Consider the following 20,772-nt stretch of genomic DNA (forward strand, 5'->3'; position numbering starts at 1 on the left):
ACGAGTTAACTAGCCAGAGTTGCTCGTTCCTACGCTCCTGCGTGGGAATGCAGGCCTGCCGCTACTGTAATGCCGTTATGCGTTCCCACTGAGGACAGTGGGAACGAGTTAACTAGCCAGAGTGGCTCGTTCCTACGCTCCTGCGTGGGAATGCAGGCTTGCCGCTACTGTAATACCGTTATGCGTTCCCACTGAGGACAGTGGGAACGAGTTATCTAGCCAGCGTTATTGTTTTCTTTTCTAACTCCCTTTCTTTGTTTCGCCCTCCTAAAATAAAACGCTTCTGGTTGTTTGGCATATAGATTGCTTTAACTTTTTTTGTTAAAGCCATCCGAACGAGATCGCTAACACACAAGGAAATCGCGTCGTATAAATAAACAAAGACGCAGCAATAAATAAGAAGTTAATTAATAAACTGTCGGCTGGGTTTGTCTCGGCCATTTTCTGACCAGAAAACAGAAGCAGATTCGGAGTAATACGATGGATCGAATGTTATATGTCTCGATGAGTGGCGCAAAAGAGGCCATGTTGTCGCAGGCGAACAATGCCAATAACTTGGCAAATGCCACCACGGATGGGTTTAAGCAGGACTTTAACCAGTTCCGCGCCCAGCATATGGAAGGCCCGGGTTGGCACTCGCGTACCTTTTCGATGGATGAGCGACCAGCTACCGACTTTACCGCCGGGCCGATTAAGGTCACTGGCCGAAGTATGGATGTCGCGACCCGAGAAGATGGCTTTATGGCGATTTTAACGCCAGCTGGTGACGAAGCCTATGTGCGTTCGGCCAGCATGCAAATTACGGATGGCGGCGCGTTAGTGGATGTGCACGGCAATCCGATGCTAAACGAAGCTGGCGCACCGATTGTGTTGCCGCCGGTCGAATCGATTGAGATTGGCCGTGATGGCACCATTTCGGTCATTCCGGCGGGCGCAGTGGCGAATGAGTTGGTGGTGATTGATCAATTACGTTTAGTTCAGCCAGATATCCAGCAGCTTGAAAAAGGCTTAGATGGCTTTATTCGTCAGAAACCGGGTAACGATGAGCTGGGACAAGCACCCGCCGCGGTGCTTAACGGGGCGTTGGAAGCCAGCAATGTGAATACGGCGATGGCGCTGGTGACGATGATTGAGCTGCAGCGTAAATATGAAATGCAAGTCAAGATGATGAAAACCGCCAAAGATCACGGTGCGGCATCAGACAAGATTTTATCAATTCGATAATGGGGTGAGAAATGAATAGAGCATTATATGTTGCAAAAACCGGCCTAGAAGCCCAGCAGTTTCGTCTCGCCGCCATTTCAAACAACTTGGCGAACGCCAATACCTATGGCTATAAAGCCGGGCGTGCTGAGTTTGATGATTTGTTGTATCAAAACGTGCGAACCCCGGGCGCGCAAGCCACCCAGGATGAAGTAAATACGTTGCCTTCGGGTTTGCAGTTGGGTGTGGGTGTTAAGGCGGTGGGCGTGCAGAAAATTCACACGCAGGGTAACTTAATGATTACCGATAACCAGCTGGATTTGGCGATTGATGGTAAGGGTTTTTTCCAGGTTTTAGACCCGGACGGCAATATTATGTATACCCGTGATGGTTCGTTTGAAGTGAATCAGAACGGCGACATGGTGACCTCGTCGGGTTATTTATTGGAGCCGAATATTCAGATTCCGATAGCCGCCACAGAAATTATGATTGCGCGTGACGGCACCGTGTTTGCTAAAGAACCGGGCAATCCACAACCGTTGGATTTGGGTCAGTTAGAAATTGCGACCTTTATTAATCCGTCGGGCCTAGAAGCGGTTGGCCAGAACATGTTTTATGAAACCATTGCGAGTGGTGCGCCGGTGGTGAACAACCCAAACAATGAGGATGCCGGTGCGTTAATTCAGGGCGCATTAGAAGCGTCAAACGTGAATACGGTAGAAGAATTGATTGGCATGATCGAAGCCCAGCGAACCTATGAGATGAACTCGAAAGCGATCTCGGCGGCGGATGGCATGATGCAGTACTTAAATAACAACGTTTAACGTTGAGGGGGAAACATGAAACAGCTTAAAACTTACTCGCGTTTCGGCTTGTTATTGATGGTGGTGGGATTATTGCAAGCCTGTTCATCGGTGCCGGAGCGTATGGAGGACTTTACTTATGAGCCAAGTTACCCAACCAATATGGGGCAACAACCGCCGCCTAGAAACGGTTCGCTGTATCAAGCCGCGAATGCGGTGACCTTATTTGATGATGCCCGTGCGCATCGGGTGGGCGATATTATTACGGTGAGCTTGGCGGAACAGTTTAACGCGAATAAAAAAGACGAAGCCAGTTATGACAAAACCACCCAAGCGGATTTTGGTGTTACGACCCCTTTAAACGTGTTTGGTCGAACACCGGAACAGATTTATGCAGGCTTGGGCACCGGCGGTATTGGCTATGGCTCAAACAACCGTTTTGATGGCTCAAGTGACGTAAAACAAGACTCGTCGGTATCGGGTTCGGTGGCGGTGACGGTGGTGGAAGTGATTCCGAACGGCAACTTAGTGGTGCGTGGTGAAAAATGGATTACCGTGCATGATGGTGAAGAAGTGATTCGTTTTGCCGGTATCGTTCGTCCGCAAGATATTACGCCTGACAATACCATTGAATCCACCCGTGTGGCGGATGTGCGCATGATTTACAAAGACACTGGCATCGCGGGTAACACCGCCAGGCCTGGTGCAGTTACTCGGTTTTTGTCAAAGTTTTGGCCACTTTAAGCCTAGCTTAACGTGGATTAAAACTTGACCCGGCTTGTTTTTCTACTCTCCTTTTTACAAGTCGGTTTTTTATTTGTTAGTTTGTTAACCACCAGGCCTGGTGGTTAAGTTTTTCTGGTCTTGGGTGCAATCGCACCCTTTTTTATATCTGATTTTCGTTGCCCCCGTTTAAAGGTTCTGAACTGGCATTAATCCTGCTAACGGCTTTCTAACAAACCATAATAAAAAGTCCGCCGCATTAAGACGGCTTAAAGAGACGCAGTCGATCCTTTAAGGGGAATGAACATGATAACCAGAAATACTTTAGTAATATTGGTGGCGTTAATGGCTTGGAGCAGTATTAGCTTCGCCAGTTCGCGCATCAAAGATTTGGCAAATGTTGCCGGTGTGCGTGACAACCAGTTAGTGGGTTATGGCTTGGTGGTCGGCCTGAGTGGTTCGGGTGATAAAACCCCGTTTGCCGAGCAAAGCTTAATCAGTATGTTAAACAAATTTGGTATTAACGTGCCGCCAGGGGTAAAAACCAATTCTAAAAATATCGCGGCGGTCGCGATTCATGCGGATTTGCCTGCATTTGCCAAGCCTGGTCAAAAAATTGACGTGACGGTGTCTTCATTGGGTAATGCCAAAAGCTTGCAAGGTGGCACGTTATTAATGACACCGTTAAAAGGCGTCGATAATCAGGTGTACGCGATTGCACAAGGTAGCTTGGTGGTAGGTGGTTTGGACGCCAGTGGTCGAGATGGGTCGCGTATTACGGTAAATGTGCCGAGCGTGGGTCGGATTCCAAATGGCGCGAATGTTGAGCGTGAGGTCAACACCGGTTTTGATCTGGGTACGACCGTGACGTTTAACCTACACCGTGCCGACTTTACCACCGCCAGTAATATGGCCAAAACCATTAACGACTTGTTGGGTGAGGGCACCGCGCGTGCGTTGGATGCCGAATCGGTTGAGGTGATGGCGCCGCGTATTCCGGATCAACGAGTGTCTTTTTTGTCGGTGTTGGAAAACATTGAACTTCAGGAAGGCGAAAGCGCGGCTCGAATTATTGTGAATTCGCGTACTGGTACGGTCGTAATCGGCCAGACTGTGCGTGTCAGCCCAGCAGCGGTAACACACGGTGGTTTGGTGGTGCGGATTGAGGAGCGTGAAGAGATTGTACAGCCGGGCGCGTTTGCCGGTGGCCAAGCCATGGCGCAGCAGAATGTCGATATTGATATTGAAGAGCTGGGTGATCGCCGCATGTTTAAGTTTGATTCGGGCATTACACTGGATTCGTTAGTCGAGGCGGTGAATAAAGTGGGCGCAGCGCCAAGTGACTTGGTGGCGATTCTTGAGGCGCTCAAGCAAGCCGGCGCGCTTAAAGCCGAATTAATGATTATTTAAGGAGGCAAGTATGTCGAGTATTAGCGATTTAACCTCTGCCCGCCCACAAGATCATACGATCTATACCAACGTGGGTGCGTTAAACGATTTAAAACGCCAAGCGCGTGAAGATCAGCAGTCGGTACTTAGGCCTATTGCCCAGCAGTTTGAAGCGATGTTTTTAGAGCAGATCCTAAAAAACTCACGAAGTGTGAAATTAGATGATGGCTGGCTAGACGGTTCGCAGGCCGATTCGTACCTAGATATGTACGATAAACAGCTTGCGCAAGATATGTCGGCTAAAGGTTCTCTAGGATTTGCCGATCAAATAGTAGAGCAGTTGTCGGCCAGTTTGCCAAAACTAGATGATGAGCAACAGCAAAAATGGCTGGAACAACAACAAAAACGCTTTGATTCACTACCGACTAAAGCCGCCAGCTCAACGCAGGATGCCTTGGCCTTAAGAAATTTAGAATAGTTTGGTTAAAGTTTGGTTAAATTCAAGCGAGCAAGTGAAAATCGGCTATTCAAAAAATTGCAACACCATTAAATGGGTTACCCATAAGCGAGAATCGTTATGTCAGACATGTTAAGTATTGCCAGCTCCGCCGCCATGACCTTTAGAAAAGCGTTGGATGTGAGTAGTCATAACGTAGCCAACGTGAATACCGAAGGCTACAGCCGACAGCGTGCTGAAATTTATGCCAACTCGCCGAGTATTGTAGGCACCTCTTTTAATGGCGGCGGTTCACGTGTGGATGTGGTTGAACGCATGTATGCGGATTATATTCAAAAACAATTGGTGAGCACCAATGCCTCGGTTAAAGGTTATGAAGAATCGCTGAGTTATTCAAAGCAAGTGGAAGGCATTATTGCTGGTAACGACGAAGGTGTGCAGGCGTTTATCCAACGTTATTTTGATTCGATGCAAAACCTAGCAGATAACCCGACCTCGCGTGTCAATCGCCAGTTAATGTTGGATGAAGCGAATAACCTAACCGGCCATATTAACAACATCAGCGTGGTGTTGGACGATACCCAGTATCAAGTGAATGATCAAATTAAAGATTTGACCATGAGTATTAACCGCAACCTAGAAGAGATTCAAAAAATAAACACCATGGTGGCTTATGCAAGATCACAAGGTACTCAGCCGCCCAATGATTTGCTAGATCAGCGCGAGCAGGCGATTCTAGAGTTATCGAGCTTAGTCGAGGTGAAAACCTACAAACAGCCGGATGGGACAATCGATATTCATACGATTAACGGTAAAGTACCTTTGTTGAGTGATAACACCGTGACGCGTTTGCAAGCGGATCAAAGCGCTTATCCGGATGAAAACCGGATTGAAATTTATGCCCAAATTGGCGGCCAGCGTAAACAAGTCACTGATTTGATGTTAGGCGGTGGTCAACTTGGTGGGGTATTGGATTTCCGTAAAAACATGTTGGATCGTGCGCAGAGTGAGTTAGGTGTTACGTTAAATGCGTTTGTCGCCGCTAACAACTGGCAGCATTATCAAGGCTTTGATGAGAATGGCGATGCTGGGGGCAGTTTGTTTACGCCTTTAGAGTCTAGTGGTTTGGCACACAAAGATAACTCAACATTGGGCGGTGAGGTTAAGGTCACGTTTAACCCGATAGATGCCACCGCGATCCCGCCTTATCCACCGCAGCCTTTGACTTATGGTGATAAAAAGCAAGATTTAGAGGACGCCTATACCGCGATTTCTAAGCTGTCACCGGATGGTTATGAAATGCGTTTTGATGGCACCAATTGGACCGTGACCAACTTAAGTAATAAACAAACGGCCACTTTTGCCGCGGGTGATAGTGTTCAATTTGATGGTTTACGTTTTGAAGAAGCCAACGTGCTGAATCAGGCGGGTGATCGATTTATTGTTAAACCACATCAAGATATTTTGAAAGGCTTTGGGGTCGAAATTCGCGATGGGCAGGAGTTGGCCACACGCGGTCAATCACCGATTGATTCGACTGGTTCGGGTAACTTGGATGATGAACTGGTTAGAGCGGCCGCCGAAGGCGATAACGTCAATATCGCTAATATGGCCAGTTTGCAATCAAAAAAGATCATGTACGCTAATAATTCCGGCCAACCGGCCGAAACACTATTAGGAGGCTATTCACGAATGGCCAGTAGTGTGGGTATGTATGTACGTGGACAAGAAATTCAGTTGACGGCTCAGCAAAATACCTATAATTACATAATGGATCGCCGTGAGAGTTTATCGGGGGTCAGCTTGGATGAAGAAGCCGCTAATTTAATGCGTTTTCAACAAGCCTACCAAGCGGCTGCGCAGGTGATGCAGACGTCCCAAACCATATTCCAGACCCTGTTAGGGGCGATAAGAGGATAACGTAATGCGTGTTACTACAAATCAAGTTTATAACATGGGATTTAATGCCATCCAGTCGCACTCTAATAAGTTGTTGGCGGTTCAAGAACAGCTGAGTACGGGGAACCGGGTTAACCGTCCGAGTGACGATCCGGTTGCGATGAGCCAAATTCATACACTTAATCGTGCGATTAATACGCTTGATCAATATGCTAAAAATGGTGAGTATGCCAAGTCACAATTGGTTTTAGAGGAAACCGCTGTAACAGATACGATTGAAATTATGCAGCGTATTCGTGAGCTGGGTATTCAAATGTCGAACGATACCTACAGCCCTGCTCAGCGTCGAGTCGCGGCGGCTGAGGTTGAACAGATGATGTTGCATGTTAAAGGCACGATGAACATGAAAAACTCGGAAGGTGAGTATATGTTTGCCGGTAACAATGTCAAAGATACACCCTTTGTGGACGATCCTGCTAATCCTGGGTATTTGATTTATATTGGCAACCCAAATACACCGGCGGCTGACTATAAGGAAAACGCAACCTTTGGTGGCCGTTTTGTACAAATTGGGTTTGACCACACGGACAAGTTAGAACCTAATGATGAATTCAATATGTCACGTGTGCGCATTACCGATACCGGCTCAAAAGTATTTGGCTTTGCGCCCAATCCCGCGACCTCTTTAGGCCCGCAAACGAATCCACCAGCGGCGGGGGAAATTGACCCTAATATTTACAATGCCATGCGCGTTATGTACGACCGCATGATGGCAGGGGATAAACCGGGTGATGATGTGTTGGATGATCTAAAAAACTCCATCACCAATATGTCGGAAGTAGTGGCAGGGATTGGTGGGCGTCAAATACGTATTGAAACCCAGTATACCGCTGGTGAAGCTTTTAAAATGCCCTTGATGGAGCGAAAATCCAATATTGAAGAGCTTGATATTGTAAAAGGGATTTCTAAATTTACGGTTACCCAAAATGCGTTGCAAATGGCGCAACAGGTGTTTGGTAAAGTTCAGGAAATGTCTTTATTTAACTATATGCGTTAACCAATCTAAAGTTGGTATCCAACTTGCTAATGCCTCCCTAGTGGAGGCATTTTTGTAAATGAAATTTGAACATTTAATCATCGCATTGTTGATTCCGGCCGGGTTGCTGTTAATTGCAGGTGGCGCGGCGTTTCAGCAATTCCAGTATTGGGCGATCGCACAAAGTTATGCCGCTAGCAGTTCGGCTCAGGTGCCTCAGGTTCGCTCTTTGCCGGAAATGCGAGTGGTGTCTAACCGTCCTTTGCCAGTATCCACTTCGGCCGTATCAGAGCCTAATCCAGATGTTGTGTCATTAAGTGTTCGGCCAGGGTTAGCTTTGCAAACGGCTCAACCCGCGAGTGTTGCTCAAGCGCCAACCACCAGGCCTGGTGCGTCGCTCAAACCAGAACCCAATTTTGAAACAAAGCCTGAAACAAAGCCTGAATCCAAACACGCATCCAAACTCAAACCACCAGGCCTGGTGGTTGAGTCGGCTTTGGCTTCCGTGGTCAAACAAAATCACGCATCTAGCGCGTTTCCACTGCAACCGATTGTGGTGGTGTATGATAATGAAATTGTGATCGAATTTCCCAAACAACTCGCGACCCCACAGAATATTAAACGCGCCGTGAGTCGAGTTTTGCTCAGTCCCGACCCTTACGCGGAACAGGATTTATTAAGTTTGCAGCCGCTTGAATATCGCCAAAGACCGGCGTTTTATCGTCGGGTGGTGGATGCCAAACAACAACCCATTCGTTATCCCCGCGCCGCGTTTGAGTATGCCGACTACTTGATGGCGAATAATCAAACAAAAACAAAAGACCAGGAAGGCGAGTTTGTGAGTTTGCGTATTCCGCTGCAAACCTCTAATTTAGCCGAGCCGGCGCGTCAATATGAGCCTTGGGTGTTGGGGTTTGCGCAAGACTTTAATATTGATCCGGCCTTGGTGTTTGCGGTGATGGAAACCGAAAGTCACTTTAATCCGCAGGCGGTGAGCCGATCACAAGCGAAAGGTTTAATGCAGATTAAACCGAATGCGGCCGGGCGGGATGTGTATCAATATGTTGATTTCCGCTTAGATGCACCCAGCGATGCTGATTTATTTGATGCCGAAAATAATATCCGCATCGGCACGGCGTATTTAAGCCTACTCAAATACGACTATTTTGCCGATATTCAACATCCAGAATCGCGCGAAATGGTGGCGATTTCGTCTTATAACGGCGGCATGTCAACCGTTTGGCGGCTGTTTGGTGACACGCCAGAACAAGCGGTCGAACAGATTAATAAACTGAACCCACGTCAGGTGTATCGCAAACTGCGATATGATCATGCGTCGGATGAAACCCGGCGTTATTTAGATAAGGTGTTGCAGGCCAAAGCACGTTATCAAGCTATATTGGGTGAGGATGCGAATTTAATCGCAAGTCGCTAACAGACCACCAGCCCTGGTGCTAAGGAGAGCAAGTTATGCCGAGTTATTGGCAAGGAAAACAAGTATTAGTAACTGGTGCTGACGGGTTTATCGGGTCGCATTTGGCGGAAACCTTGGTGTGCGCTGGCGCGCAAGTTCGAGCGTTGGTGCAATACAATTCGTTTAATAGTTGGGGTTGGTTGGATCAAAGTCGGTTGGCATCGGATATGGATATTATCAGTGGCGATATTCGCGATCCATTTTTGTGCCAGACCATTTGCAAAGGCATGGATACGGTGTTTCATTTAGCCGCGTTAATCGCGATTCCTTATTCGTATATTGCGCCAGGTTCCTATGTGGATACCAATGTCTCCGGCACCTTAAACATGGTGCAGGCCGCACGTGATCAAAATGTGCGCCGATTTATGCATACCTCAACTTCAGAAACCTACGGCACCGCCCAAACGGTGCCGATCAATGAAAGCCACCCAATGCAGCCACAATCGCCTTATAGCGCGAGTAAAATTGGCGCGGATGCGATGGCGATGTCTTACTATTTGGCGTTTGAAACGCCAGTGACGATTGCACGACCATTTAACACTTACGGCCCACGCCAATCCGCGCGTGCGGTGATTCCAACCATTATTGGCCAAATTGCCGTCGGTCAAAGCCAAATTCAGTTGGGTGATACCAGTCCAACTCGCGACTTTAATTATGTCGCCGACACCTGTGAAGGCATGATGGCATTGATGGCGAGTGATAACACGATTGGCGAAAGCGTCAATATCAGCTCAAACTACGAAATTTCGGTACAAGACACGCTGGAGTTGATCAAACGTTTAATGGATTCAAATGTCGAATTTGTCCAAGACCCGCAACGCTTAAGACCGAAGGATTCCGAAGTCTTCCGTTTGTGGGGCGATAATTCGAAATTAATTGAATTGACCGGCTATCGCCCAACCACCTCACTGGAAGCCGGTTTGCAAAAAACCATTGATTGGTTTGTCCAACCACAAAATCTGCAAGCCTATAAAACGGGACTTTACAATGTCTAACCACCAGGCCTGGTTGTCGCTGATTGCGTTTATCCGCCAGCATTATGGCGCGCCGGAGGGCTTAGTTCCATTACATGCGCCGTGTTTTGATGAGGTCGAAAAACGTTTGGTGGTAGATTGCATTGATTCGACCTTTGTCTCCTCCGTGGGGCAATACGTTACCGAGTTTGAACAACAAATCGCCGACTACACTGGCGCCAAACATGCCGTAGCGGTAGTGAATGGCACAATGGGTTTGTATTTGGCGTTAAAAGTAATTGGCTTGCAACCTAATGAGTTGGTGTTAACTCAGTCTTTGACATTTGTGGCGACGCCAAACGCGATCAAAATGCATCAAGCGGATCCGGTGTTTATCGATGTCGAACGCGAAACTTTAGGCCTGTGCCCAGAATCTTTAAATCGCTTTTTAAGCGAGCAAACGCAACAACAAAATGGCCAATGTGTGCATCGCCAAACCGGGCGCGTGATTCGGGCTTGTATGCCGATGCACACGCTAGGTTTTCCGGCTCGAATCGAGCAGATATTAGACATTTGTAACCAATACAATATCGCGCTGGTAGAAGATGCAGCCGAAAGTTTGGGCAGTTTTTATCAAGGCAAGCATACTGGGCGTTTCGGTAAACTGGGCGTGTTTAGTTTTAACGGCAATAAAGTCATCACCACCGGCGGGGGTGGGATGCTAATCACCGACGATGATGAACTCGCACGCCACGCCAAACACCTAAGCACCACCGCCAAAATCCCCCATGCTTGGTTATTCGAACATGACGAACCGGCTTACAACTTACGAATGCCGAATTTAAATGCCGCCTTGGGCGTGGCGCAAATGCAAAAATTGCCTGAGTTTTTAGCCGAAAAACGCCGACTGGCGCAGGCTTATCAACAACAACCAGGCCTGGTGGTGCAAACTGAAATGCCTCAAACACAAGCTAACTATTGGCTTAACGCCTTAATTTGCCAGGATCAAACCGAACGTGATGCTTTATTAGAATTCGGTAACAGCCAAGCCATTCAAATGCGGCCTTTATGGACACCGATGCATCAACTCGCCATTTACGCGGATTGTTTGCGCACCGAATTGCCACACACAGAATGGCTCGCGGCGCGCGTAGTGAACTTACCAAGTGGGGTAGTTTGTCATGGTTAATACCCCGATTTTATTGATAGGCGGCGGCGGTCACGGTCGTGCCTTGATAGATGTGATTGAACAAACAGCGAATTTTACGATAGCCGGTATTGTTGAAGCGCAAGACGTAACAGGTGAAGTTTTGAGTTATCCGATTTTGGGATGCGATGCCGATTTACCAGGCCTGGTGCAAACTAATTCATATTGTTTAATCAGCGTTGGCCAAGTCAAACAAGCCGACTTACGGATTAAATTGTTTAATTTGGCACAACAAGCTGGCGCTAAATTTCCGCGTGTAATTTCGCCCAAGGCCTACGTATCCGCCCATGCCGAAATCGGTGAGGGCACAGTTGTGATGCATCAAGCTTTAGTGAATATTGGGGCACGCGTTGGTCAAAACTGCATTATCAATAGCCAAGCTTTAATTGAGCATGATGCCGTGATCGGCGATCATTGCCATATTTCCACTGGTGCGAAAATCAACGGTCAAGTAACGATTGGCAACGGCTGTTTAGTGGGCAGTGGTACCGTCATTAAACAAGGCGTCAAAATTGCCGATAATGTGATTATTGGCGCCGGCGCATTAATTTTAAAAGACATCACCAGGCCTGGTTTTTATGTTGGGTATGGTCAATTACTCAACTCAGCTCGCCAAGCCAATTAAGGAAAAGAAGATATGGAACAACATGTGGTTTTTGATACTTGCGCCGATTTCGAATTTGGCCTGAATGGTGTCCGCCAAACGGATTATTTTATTTATAACGCCGACTACAAAGATGGTTTAGTTGTCTACATTCCGGGGTTTGGTGGTGATTTAGGTGAATACGCCAAAGCTTTTTGTGAAAAAACGTCTAAGCAATATCAGATGGCAGCTTTAACGCTAAATTATTTCTGTATTGGCTCACGGCCTTCAGCGGGTGCGAAAGTTGAGGTTCACAATACAGAAAAAGCCAAGGTTGGACAGGCTTTTATTCAAATGGGTGGAACAGGTGAAGCCTCGATTGAAGCGTTAAATGCGCTTCTGATGAACTCAAATAACCAGATTAAGTTGACCGGTGATTTGGTTCCGACAAAAAACGAATATCAGAACTTTGGGTTGTTAGCCGCTTTGGATATCGTTAATGCTATTAAAGATGCAGCTCAGCGTTTTAACCTAAACTTGGATAATGTGATATTAGTGGGTTCTTCTTATGGCGGTTATCTGGCCAATTTAGTCACCAAGGTATATCCAGGATTAATTAAAGCCGTATTTGATAATTCATCATGGGCACAAACCAACTTGGCTTATGTTGTGGGGCAGGAAATGGGGGTTCCTGAATTTTCTTATCAAGTTTATCCTAAGGTGATTTTGAGTTTAAATGTTAGATCGCCTTGGACATTAACTCAGGGTTTACCTAATACATTTGCTGGTGGTCGCCAAGAAATTCGAGGATTTTCTCGCCCTCAGCTGCAAAGTATGGCTGAACAAGGTGGTCAAGATACGTTTTATGTGTTTTATCATGCAGCGAGTGATGCGATTGCGCCAACTCAAGAAAAAATTGAAATGGCAAATAATATGGCTGAATTAGGCTTTAAACATGTCTTAATGAATGTGGTGGATGAGTCGGATGTTGATGGGCATTTCATTAAAAACTTAGGCCATGGCATGGGCATGTCGATGCGTAAGTTTTTTGAAGTGGGCTATGGATTTTTGCAGGAGATTAACCCGGACTTTAAATTTAATGACCAACTTAAACAAGCACAGTTTGAAACATCAGATTTAATTTATCAGTTTGATTTATCGGCCAATGTGGTGACGGGTCAAGTGACAGTAAAAAACAAAGTTGGCTGAATTTATAAGTTAGCCTAGGCAATTAAACAGGAATATTGATGATGCAAAAAAGTACAACGAACTTACCTGTTTTTATTATTGCTGAAGCTGGTGTGAACCATAATGGATCACTCGATATGGCCAAAGAACTGGTTGATGTGGCGGTAAAAGCCGGTGTAGATGCCGTTAAGTTTCAAACCTTTGTGACCGAAGAACTGGTGACTGAAAATGCTGAACAGGCCAGTTACCAAACCCAAAATACAGGCGTAAAAGAAACGCAGTTCGCCATGTTAAAACGATTGGAGTTGTCAAAGGCTGATCATCTCGAGTTATTGGATTATTGTCGCCAAAAAGGCATCGAGTTTATGTCCACGGCGTTTGATTTATCCAGTGTCGGTTTTTTGCACCGTCTAGGCATCAGACGCTGGAAAATCCCGTCTGGCGAACTCTTATCGACGCCCTATTTGCGCAAAATTGCCGCGTTTAACCAACCGACAATTTTGTCTACTGGTATGGGCAATCTCGAAGAGGTACGATTAGCCGTGGACACTTTAGTGAAAGCCGGTCTGGCACTTGAGAATTTAACCGTGTTACATGCCAATACGGCTTATCCGACACCTTACGAAGATATGAACTTACGTGCTATGAAAACTTTGGCCGATGAACTCAATGTGCCGGTCGGCCTATCTGATCATTCGCTAGGAATTGAAGTTGCGATTGCTGCGGTAGCGATGGGAGCGAGTGTCATTGAAAAGCATATTACGTTAGATAAAAGTTTGCCAGGGCCAGACCATCAAGCGAGCATTGAACCGTTAGAATTGATGGCGATGGTTCGTTCAATCCGCCATGTTGAACAAGCCTTGGGAAGCGGTGAAAAAAAGCCGACATCTTCTGAGAGTATTAATGTTAGCGTCGCTCGTAAGTCGATTGTCGCTAAAGCTTCAATCGAAGCAGGTGAAAAATTTACGGCTGAAAACTTAACCTTAAAACGAAGCGAAAAAGGTATGTCGGCGAGCTATTGGGATCAACTGATAGGTCAGGTTTCGCCACGTCGGTTTAAAGAGGGTGAAGGAGTGGATGTTGAACTCACATAATGCCCGAAAAATAGCGGTAGCTACTGGATCTCGTGCCGAATATGGCTTGTTGTCAGGTTTGATGCGAGCTATCCAAGATCAAGATGGTATGAGGTTGCAGGTGATTGCTTGTGCCGCGCATTTATCTGTTCGACATGGCATGACAGTGAATCAAATCATAGAAGATGGTTTTAAAGTTGACGCGCGTATTGAAACGCTTGATGAGTCGGATGATCCCGTTGCGATTGCTAAGTCTGTAGGACGCGGTGTGATGGGATTTGCGGATACCTTGTCAGAGTTAAAACCGGATATTCTAGTAGTTTTAGGGGATCGGTATGAAATGTTGGCTGCCGCTCAAGCCGCTTTATTGTTAAATATTCCGATTGCCCATATTCATGGTGGTGAAGTAACCGAAGGTGCGGTTGACGAAGCGATACGCCATGCCATTACAAAAATGGCGAGTTTACACTTTACGGCCGCCAACGCTTATCGCGATAGAGTCATTCAAATGGGGGAACAGCCCAAACGAGTGTTTAATGTCGGAGCACCAGGCCTGGATTTAATTCGTAAACTTAAATTACGGGATAAAAACCAATTACAGGCAGAGTTAGGTATTTCATTAAATGCTCCCATTTTTTTGGTTACTTATCATCCAGTTACCTGGGGGAGGTCTTTGGGTGACGAGGCGATTCAGGCACTGTTTTCAGCTTTAGAATCTTTTCCTAATGCGAACATAATTTGGACTGCACCTAATGCCGATGCCGGCGGTCAATCGTTTTATATGTTGATCGAAAGTTGGTCTGGCTCAACGAGTTTAAATGTACAGGTATTTACTAATCTTGGATCGGTTCGTTATCTTAGCTTGATGGCGATAGCCGATGTGGTCATTGGTAATTCATCAAGCGGCATTATTGAGGCCCCTGCCATGGGAACACCAAGCGTCAACATAGGTAGTCGTCAGCAAGGTCGGCTGCGTTCGGTTTCTATTTTAGATTGTGATGAATCTGAAACGGCCATTTATCAAGCTATCCATCAAGCCCTGACGCCGGAATTTCAAAAGTTAGCGGCTCAAAAAAACAGTGTTTACGGCCAAGGTGACAGTGTTAAAAAAATGCTTGAGGTTTTAAGTAGTGTTGAACTGAAGGACTTAAACACAAAAGCTTTCTACGACCTGGTCGATAAACCTTCTATTACATCTTCAAAGGATAGATTATGAATTTGCATGATTGGACCTTGATTGGAGTTGAGCCAGAAAGCTCAGTTAAACATACGTTAGAAGTGATGGATCGCGCTGCGTTGCAGATCGCTTTGGTCATTACCGCCGACCAAACATTGGTGGGAACCGTGACCGATGGTGATATACGCCGTGGCCTGTTGGCTGGTTTTGGACTTGAAAGTGAAATTCAAAACGTCATGAATAAGCAGCCAATGCTAGGTTTAGAAAATGAGTCGGCTTTGGTGTGGCAAAAACGCATCGCGAAACACCAATTACGTCATTTGCCGATTGTAACTCAGGCTAAAAAAATATTGGGTTTGTTTTATCAAAAGCAAACCCAATCAGCTTTACCTAATGCGGTGGTTTTAATGTTAGGCGGCATGGGGACTCGATTACGCCCATTGACTGAGAATATTCCCAAACCAATGCTACCAGTAGGTAACCAGCCAATATTGGAAACCATTGTGCGCCATATTGCAGAACAAGGGTTTGAAGAATTTTATTTTTGCATTAATTATTTAGGTCAGCAGATTCGGGACTATTTTGGTGATGGTGAGCAGTTTGGTGTGCAAATTCATTATGTTGAAGAAACCGAACGTATGGGAACCGCAGGCGCGTTATCTTTGTTACCTAATAAGTTAACCGAACCATTTATTGTGATGAATGGTGACTTACTTACCAAGATTGATTTGAAAGCCTTATTGAAATTTCATCAAGACAATGACGACATCATAAGCGCCTGTATGCGAGAGTATTCACAGCAGGTGCCTTATGGTGTGATTGAAATGGATGGACACCAAATTAACCAGCTAGTGGAAAAACCTATTTACCGTTATTTTGTTAATGCGGGTATTTACGCTATTAGCCCAAAAGCTCTGGACTTAATGCCATCCAATGAATTTTTTGACATGACATCGCTGATAGAAAAAGCGATGGCTGAAAACAATAAAGTAGGCGGTTTTCCATTAACCGAATATTGGATGGATATTGGTCAAATGCCAGATTACTATCAAGCTCAAGCCGATTATGAAGTTCATTTTCAGAAACGATAAATATCAATACAAGGTTAGTAATCTGTAATGCAAAACAACAACAAAATCCTAGCTCTGATTCCTGCGAGATCGGGTAGTAAACGCTTGCCCAAAAAAAATATTATGCCTCTGGGCGGTAAGCCTTTGATTGCTTGGACAGTTTTGTCGGCATTGGACGCTCAGCTTGATATGGATGTAGTGGTATCGACTGACTCTGAAGAAATCGCTAATATTGCAATAGAGTATGGGGCAGAAGTGCCATTTATGAGGCCTGATGCTTTAGCTCAAGACACATCTTCGAGTTTTGAGGTGATTGATTACACGTTAAAAACGCTCGCCGCATCTGGCCGATATTATGAATATTTGATGCTTTTACAGCCCACGTCCCCCTTTAGGCAAAGTCATCATATTAATCAAGCATTTTTAATGCTACAAGACTTAAAAGCAAGCGCGGTTGTATCGGTAACTGAGCTGGATCACCCGGTAGAGTGGAGCATGACTTTGCCCGAAGATAATGCGTTAGATGATTTTATTCAGCATCATCTTGCGCATCTAAAAACCCGTAGCCAGGATTTGCCAAAATGTTATCGTTTAAATGGTGCGATAAGTTGTGGTCAGGTGGAAGCTGTGCTTAAAAATAAAACCTTCTATGTGCCACATGGCACTTATGCATTTAAAATGGAGCCTCAGTATTCGGTTGATATTGATACCTTAACAGACTTCCAATATGCGGAGTTTTTGCAGTCACGCCTTTAAATCAAGCCGAGCTTAAATCGCTGGTCTGGTTTGTGCTATAAGCTTAAAACTTAACCACAGATTTTCCCGAGGAAATTATGAACGACCTTCACTTGTCACAGCCCAAACAGAATGCGTTTGGCGAAGTTTATTATGAAGAAATTAATAATCTTACTTTTGCAAAACAATCCTCAGAAACCGTATTTAAAAACTATTTTGCCAGCTTACTTGATGAGAAAGAGCAATTATTTATTATTGTCGGTACGGACAGCGGGTTGCTATATCAGTTTATAAAAAAACAGCCAATTAAGTCCCACGTTAAGTTCGTGTTTATTGAGCTGTCGAGCGTAATACAGGCTTTGGGTTTGAATGTCGATACAGCTGATAAGCATATTCATCTTGTGGATCAGAGTTTTAATTTTTCAACATTTTATGATCAGTTTGAAACTTATGTTTACCGTAAGAAGTACACTTTGATTAGAAGTTTAGCGGTAATGGATGCGGCCCCGTCGAGTGCTTACGAACAATTATGGCAGGATGTCGAGACGCGTTTTTCAGCATTTAACCGAGAGGTTTTAGTCAGTCAGCGTAGCTCGCAATTTGAGGATGCTCGTTTATATAATGTGGCTGATAACATTCTTCCAGTTATGAGCTTGAAAAATAAACTTGAAGGTGCGACGGCCGTTGTTCTTGGCGGTGGTCCTACCTTGGATGACGCGATAACCTGGGTCAAAGATAATCAGCAGAATCTAGTAATTTTTGCTGCGGCTAGGGTAGCACGACGTTTGGTTACTGAGGGTATTGTTCCTGATTTTTTTGTGTCGGTTGATCCTCATGATGTGAGTTTTGATAATTCAAAGGGTATTTTTGCTTTTGAGGATACAGCGGTTTTAATTAATGGTTATCACGTTAATCCTAAGTTACTTAGTCAGTGGGCTGGATTGTCTTGTTATATGGGGCTTAAATATGGGTGGATGAATACGCGTTACACTGACAACTTTGAGCCCATTGGCCCCACGGTAATTAATACGGCGGTGCATGTTTCGATCTATTTAGGTTGCTCTAATGTCATTTTGTCTGGCGTTGATTTTTGTTTTGCCAAAGGTAAAAGTCATGAATCGAGTAGTGATGAAGCTAAAGCATCTTCCCATTTGAGCCATAAAAGCAATATTAGGTTGGTCACGAATGCTGGGCAATTTGAGTCAACCGAGCCAACCTTAGCAAAGGCACGGGAAGCTTTGGAATATCAGGCAAAGTTTTATCAACAAGAAAATCCTAATGTGAAATTATATTCAACTGGTTTAAATTCTGCGAAAGTGGAGGGGGTTGAGTATTTAGGTACCGATTCTATAAATTTCCTGAATCCTGCCACAAAACAAAAATTGGCCGACTTGAAGCAGCTGTTGGTGTTAAGTCCGCAGCAAAGACTGGATTACGCCAAATTAACTCTAGATGAATTACAACAACAGTCAAAAGCTTTTAAAGTGATCACTCGCGTCGCAGATGAAGCACTTGAGTGGATTCCGAAACTTTATAAACAAAAAGCGTCAGAACCGAAGTTTAAAGTCATGAACAAGGTTCAGAAGTTAAGAAAAAAAGTGAACCGGTTAGTGGGGGCGGACGGTGATCTGTTGTTAAGTTATCAAGGTGAAAATTTTGCAGACACCTATACGCCAGTTGAACAGGATTCGCCGTTGGATTCAGACGTCGTAACGACACAGTTAAATGGTTTTTTTCAAGGGGTCAAACAGTCTGCCCAACAGTTTGACGCATTAATATTGAGGTCACAAGAACGAGCCCAGTTACGTATTGATGAACTAGAGGGTAAAGTTTCTTTATCTGAATTGTTTAAGGCCTGGCAAATGTGGGGTGAATTTGGCCGCGCTAAACTCTGGTCAAATTGGCATAAGGGTACGGACTTAATATCCGAAGAGCTGGCTTTATTGCAACAAGCAAATCAAGCCTTCCAGAAAGAAGTTGAAAAAACCGATACTAAGCAATTTCAGAATTTAAAACGTGCGGCCCAAAATTTAGGTGGTTTGGCTGATAAAGCCAGCACCGCATTTAATCAAGGCAGTCAGTCTCAGCTTGAGTCCTTATTGCAACATGCTGAACAGCTAGATAATCAGGATCAAAAGCGAGACTTAAGTAACTTAATTCAAGGAATGATTGCCGAGTTGCAACAAAATGAGCCGCAAGCTATTAAGTTTTTTAAGGCGATTGAGGTACCGGATTTAAAGTTGCTTGCATTAAAACGCCTTTTAAATTTTGCTATGCAGGCTCACAGATACGAGGAGGCCATGGCGCTACTTGAAAATCTGTGTTTGTTTTCACTCGACTATATGGTTCCTTATTCTGATCTATTAGCTTTGTTGGGCAATGAGTCGATGGCGATAGAGGTTTTAAAGATGTATTTGTCTCAAAAACAGGATAATATTAGTGCTCATATTAAACTAGCACAGCGTCAAATTAACGTGTCAGCTAACCAAGAAGCGAAAGCTAGTTTGCAAAAAGTCTTGTCTATTGATCCAGGTAATCAAACCGCTTTGCATTTATTAAAATCCTTATAAATTTAACGCCCTCCCTTTTAAAAGCGCCTTTCGGCGCTTTTTTTGTCTCTAAATAAATCATTTAGCTAAATTTTCCTCAAGTAATTGGTGTTAGGCCGTTAAATAAATTGAAGGCTGAAGATACAGCCTCAATACAAAATATAAAGATAAAAATTATCTAACACACACAAGAAGGAAGATAGTCATGGCAATGGTTATTAATACAAATATGGCGGCGATGAACGCCGCAAGAATCCTAGATGGTACATCAAAGGATCAGTCAACCACAATGGAGCGTTTAACCTCCGGTTTGAGAATTAACAGAGCCGCGGATGATGCAGCGGGTATGGCGGTAGCCATCGGGATGACCACGCAGATTAAAGGCACAGACCAAGCGATTCGTAACGCGAATGATGGTTCTTCGTTAATTCAAACGGTCGATGGTGCCTCAGAAGAAGTCGTGAACATGTTGCAACGTATGCGTGAGCTGGGAATCCAGTCTTTGACAGGAACCTATAGTAATGAAAACCGCGGTCAAATGAATGCGGAATATCAGCAGCTCGCAAGAGAAATTGAACGTGTTGCGCAAACTGTGCGATTTAACGAAATACCTTTAATGAACAATTCGGCGTCTACCATCCAGCTTCATGTGGGTTGGGAAACGGGAGCGGAAAATAAGATTGTTTTATCCATGGTGGATTTCGCCAGCATGGCGGCATTGGGTGAAAATGTTTCAACCGTTGCTAACGCATCTCAAGCTATTGGTGTTATTGATATTAACCTTGCCTCAGTTAAAACAGAACGAGCGAAGTGGGGGGCGATTCAGAACCGTTTGGATTATACCGTATCAAACCTACAGAACGTAAATGAAAATATGAATAGTGCGCGCTCGCAAATTCAAGATGCCGATTACGCCAAAGAGAGTGCTAATTTAGCGAGATATCAAGTGCTGCAGCAGGCGGGTATGAGTATGTTGGGGCAGTCCAATCAAATGGCACAAAATGTTTTGCAGTTATTACAGTAAGTTTAAATCAATAGAAGTAACGTTTTTAAAAAAAGAGAGTGTCGCCAGGTCAAATAAAACAACCAGGCCTGGTTATTAAAATTGTCACAAGGGAGAAGCATCATGGCAATGGTAATTAACACAAATATGGGCGCCATCAACGCAAGTCGTATTTTGGATGGCACGCAAAAAGAGCAAGGTACCGCAATGGAACGTTTGACTTCTGGTTTGCGCATCAACAAAGCGGCGG

Annotated in this window: 18 protein-coding genes and 1 pseudogene; all 19 read left to right on the plus strand. The window is 45.0% G+C overall.

Going from position 1 to position 20,772, the window contains the following annotated elements; all coding sequences use genetic code 11:
- Window positions 1-480: 480 nt before the first annotated feature.
- Complete coding sequence (locus IBX48_RS06860; RefSeq protein WP_296832208.1) at window positions 481-1,224, plus strand: flagellar basal body rod protein FlgF; 744 nt, start codon at window positions 481-483, stop codon at window positions 1,222-1,224.
- Window positions 1,225-1,235: 11 nt separating this feature from the next.
- Window positions 1,236-2,027 carry a flagellar basal-body rod protein FlgG gene (gene flgG, locus IBX48_RS06865; protein WP_296832211.1) on the plus strand — a complete coding sequence of 264 codons (792 nt, stop codon included), beginning with the start codon at window positions 1,236-1,238 and terminating at the stop codon, window positions 2,025-2,027.
- 15 nt (window positions 2,028-2,042) lie between these two features.
- A complete protein-coding gene (locus IBX48_RS06870) occupies window positions 2,043-2,750 on the plus strand; it encodes a flagellar basal body L-ring protein FlgH (RefSeq protein ID WP_296832215.1) in 708 nt (235 codons plus the stop codon).
- 285 nt (window positions 2,751-3,035) lie between these two features.
- Entirely contained in the window at window positions 3,036-4,139 is a 1,104-nt protein-coding gene (locus IBX48_RS06875; protein WP_296832218.1) for a flagellar basal body P-ring protein FlgI, read from the plus strand.
- Between the two features lie 10 nt (window positions 4,140-4,149).
- The gene (locus IBX48_RS06880; RefSeq protein ID WP_296832221.1) at window positions 4,150-4,596 is read left to right on the plus strand and encodes a rod-binding protein; all 447 of its coding nucleotides are present in this window, start codon (window positions 4,150-4,152) and stop codon (window positions 4,594-4,596) included.
- 99 nt (window positions 4,597-4,695) lie between these two features.
- Entirely contained in the window at window positions 4,696-6,495 is a 1,800-nt protein-coding gene (flgK, locus tag IBX48_RS06885) for a flagellar hook-associated protein FlgK (protein ID WP_296832224.1), read from the plus strand.
- Window positions 6,496-6,499: 4 nt separating this feature from the next.
- Window positions 6,500-7,531, plus strand: coding sequence for a flagellar hook-associated protein FlgL (flgL, locus tag IBX48_RS06890; protein WP_296832228.1), 1,032 nt, complete (start codon window positions 6,500-6,502; stop codon window positions 7,529-7,531).
- A 58-nt stretch (window positions 7,532-7,589) separates the two neighbouring features.
- A complete protein-coding gene (locus IBX48_RS06895; protein WP_296832231.1) occupies window positions 7,590-8,945 on the plus strand; it encodes a murein transglycosylase domain-containing protein in 1,356 nt (451 codons plus the stop codon).
- A gap of 35 nt (window positions 8,946-8,980) precedes the next feature.
- Window positions 8,981-9,979, plus strand: coding sequence for an NAD-dependent 4,6-dehydratase LegB (locus IBX48_RS06900; protein WP_296832234.1), 999 nt, complete (start codon window positions 8,981-8,983; stop codon window positions 9,977-9,979).
- Window positions 9,972-11,126 carry a LegC family aminotransferase gene (locus IBX48_RS06905; protein ID WP_296832237.1) on the plus strand — a complete coding sequence of 385 codons (1,155 nt, stop codon included), beginning with the start codon at window positions 9,972-9,974 and terminating at the stop codon, window positions 11,124-11,126. Before IBX48_RS06900 ends, IBX48_RS06905 begins: the two co-directional genes overlap by 8 nt.
- On the plus strand, window positions 11,119-11,769 hold the full coding sequence (locus IBX48_RS06910; protein ID WP_296832240.1) for an acetyltransferase: 651 nt from the start codon (window positions 11,119-11,121) through the stop codon (window positions 11,767-11,769). Before IBX48_RS06905 ends, IBX48_RS06910 begins: the two co-directional genes overlap by 8 nt.
- A gap of 12 nt (window positions 11,770-11,781) precedes the next feature.
- Complete coding sequence (locus tag IBX48_RS06915) at window positions 11,782-12,936, plus strand: DUF2920 family protein (RefSeq protein WP_296832244.1); 1,155 nt, start codon at window positions 11,782-11,784, stop codon at window positions 12,934-12,936.
- A 38-nt stretch (window positions 12,937-12,974) separates the two neighbouring features.
- Complete coding sequence (neuB, locus tag IBX48_RS06920; RefSeq protein ID WP_296832246.1) at window positions 12,975-14,009, plus strand: N-acetylneuraminate synthase; 1,035 nt, start codon at window positions 12,975-12,977, stop codon at window positions 14,007-14,009.
- Window positions 13,993-15,204, plus strand: coding sequence for a UDP-N-acetylglucosamine 2-epimerase (gene neuC, locus IBX48_RS06925; protein ID WP_296832249.1), 1,212 nt, complete (start codon window positions 13,993-13,995; stop codon window positions 15,202-15,204). Before neuB ends, neuC begins: the two co-directional genes overlap by 17 nt.
- Window positions 15,201-16,256, plus strand: coding sequence for a nucleotidyltransferase family protein (locus IBX48_RS06930; protein ID WP_296832253.1), 1,056 nt, complete (start codon window positions 15,201-15,203; stop codon window positions 16,254-16,256). The genes neuC and IBX48_RS06930 overlap by 4 nt, the downstream gene beginning before the upstream one ends.
- A 27-nt stretch (window positions 16,257-16,283) precedes the next feature.
- Window positions 16,284-16,991 (plus strand): acylneuraminate cytidylyltransferase family protein, encoded by a 708-nt coding sequence (locus tag IBX48_RS06935; protein ID WP_296832256.1) that lies wholly within the window; start codon window positions 16,284-16,286, stop codon window positions 16,989-16,991.
- Between the two features lie 77 nt (window positions 16,992-17,068).
- The gene (locus tag IBX48_RS06940) at window positions 17,069-19,540 is read left to right on the plus strand and encodes a 6-hydroxymethylpterin diphosphokinase MptE-like protein (protein ID WP_296832260.1); all 2,472 of its coding nucleotides are present in this window, start codon (window positions 17,069-17,071) and stop codon (window positions 19,538-19,540) included.
- A 184-nt stretch (window positions 19,541-19,724) separates the two neighbouring features.
- Window positions 19,725-20,543, plus strand: a complete 819-nt coding sequence (locus tag IBX48_RS06945) for a flagellin (protein WP_296832262.1) — start codon at window positions 19,725-19,727, stop codon at window positions 20,541-20,543.
- A 126-nt stretch (window positions 20,544-20,669) separates the two neighbouring features.
- Window positions 20,670-20,772: pseudogene (locus IBX48_RS06950) on the plus strand (flagellin FliC); the annotation flags it as partial.

This window comes from Thiomicrospira sp. (assembly GCF_014859555.1).
Classification (GTDB): Bacteria; Pseudomonadota; Gammaproteobacteria; order Thiomicrospirales; family Thiomicrospiraceae; genus Thiomicrospira.

Coding starts and splice junctions, on each gene's coding strand:
- IBX48_RS06860 (WP_296832208.1), top strand. CDS start 481: ATGGATCGAATGTTATATGTCTCGATGAGTGGCGCAAAAGAGGCCATG.
- flgG (WP_296832211.1), top strand. CDS start 1,236: ATGAATAGAGCATTATATGTTGCAAAAACCGGCCTAGAAGCCCAGCAG.
- IBX48_RS06870 (WP_296832215.1), top strand. CDS start 2,043: ATGAAACAGCTTAAAACTTACTCGCGTTTCGGCTTGTTATTGATGGTG.
- IBX48_RS06875 (WP_296832218.1), top strand. CDS start 3,036: ATGATAACCAGAAATACTTTAGTAATATTGGTGGCGTTAATGGCTTGG.
- IBX48_RS06880 (WP_296832221.1), top strand. CDS start 4,150: ATGTCGAGTATTAGCGATTTAACCTCTGCCCGCCCACAAGATCATACG.
- flgK (WP_296832224.1), top strand. CDS start 4,696: ATGTCAGACATGTTAAGTATTGCCAGCTCCGCCGCCATGACCTTTAGA.
- flgL (WP_296832228.1), top strand. CDS start 6,500: ATGCGTGTTACTACAAATCAAGTTTATAACATGGGATTTAATGCCATC.
- IBX48_RS06895 (WP_296832231.1), top strand. CDS start 7,590: ATGAAATTTGAACATTTAATCATCGCATTGTTGATTCCGGCCGGGTTG.
- IBX48_RS06900 (WP_296832234.1), top strand. CDS start 8,981: ATGCCGAGTTATTGGCAAGGAAAACAAGTATTAGTAACTGGTGCTGAC.
- IBX48_RS06905 (WP_296832237.1), top strand. CDS start 9,972: ATGTCTAACCACCAGGCCTGGTTGTCGCTGATTGCGTTTATCCGCCAG.
- IBX48_RS06910 (WP_296832240.1), top strand. CDS start 11,119: ATGGTTAATACCCCGATTTTATTGATAGGCGGCGGCGGTCACGGTCGT.
- IBX48_RS06915 (WP_296832244.1), top strand. CDS start 11,782: ATGGAACAACATGTGGTTTTTGATACTTGCGCCGATTTCGAATTTGGC.
- neuB (WP_296832246.1), top strand. CDS start 12,975: ATGATGCAAAAAAGTACAACGAACTTACCTGTTTTTATTATTGCTGAA.
- neuC (WP_296832249.1), top strand. CDS start 13,993: ATGTTGAACTCACATAATGCCCGAAAAATAGCGGTAGCTACTGGATCT.
- IBX48_RS06930 (WP_296832253.1), top strand. CDS start 15,201: ATGAATTTGCATGATTGGACCTTGATTGGAGTTGAGCCAGAAAGCTCA.
- IBX48_RS06935 (WP_296832256.1), top strand. CDS start 16,284: ATGCAAAACAACAACAAAATCCTAGCTCTGATTCCTGCGAGATCGGGT.
- IBX48_RS06940 (WP_296832260.1), top strand. CDS start 17,069: ATGAACGACCTTCACTTGTCACAGCCCAAACAGAATGCGTTTGGCGAA.
- IBX48_RS06945 (WP_296832262.1), top strand. CDS start 19,725: ATGGCAATGGTTATTAATACAAATATGGCGGCGATGAACGCCGCAAGA.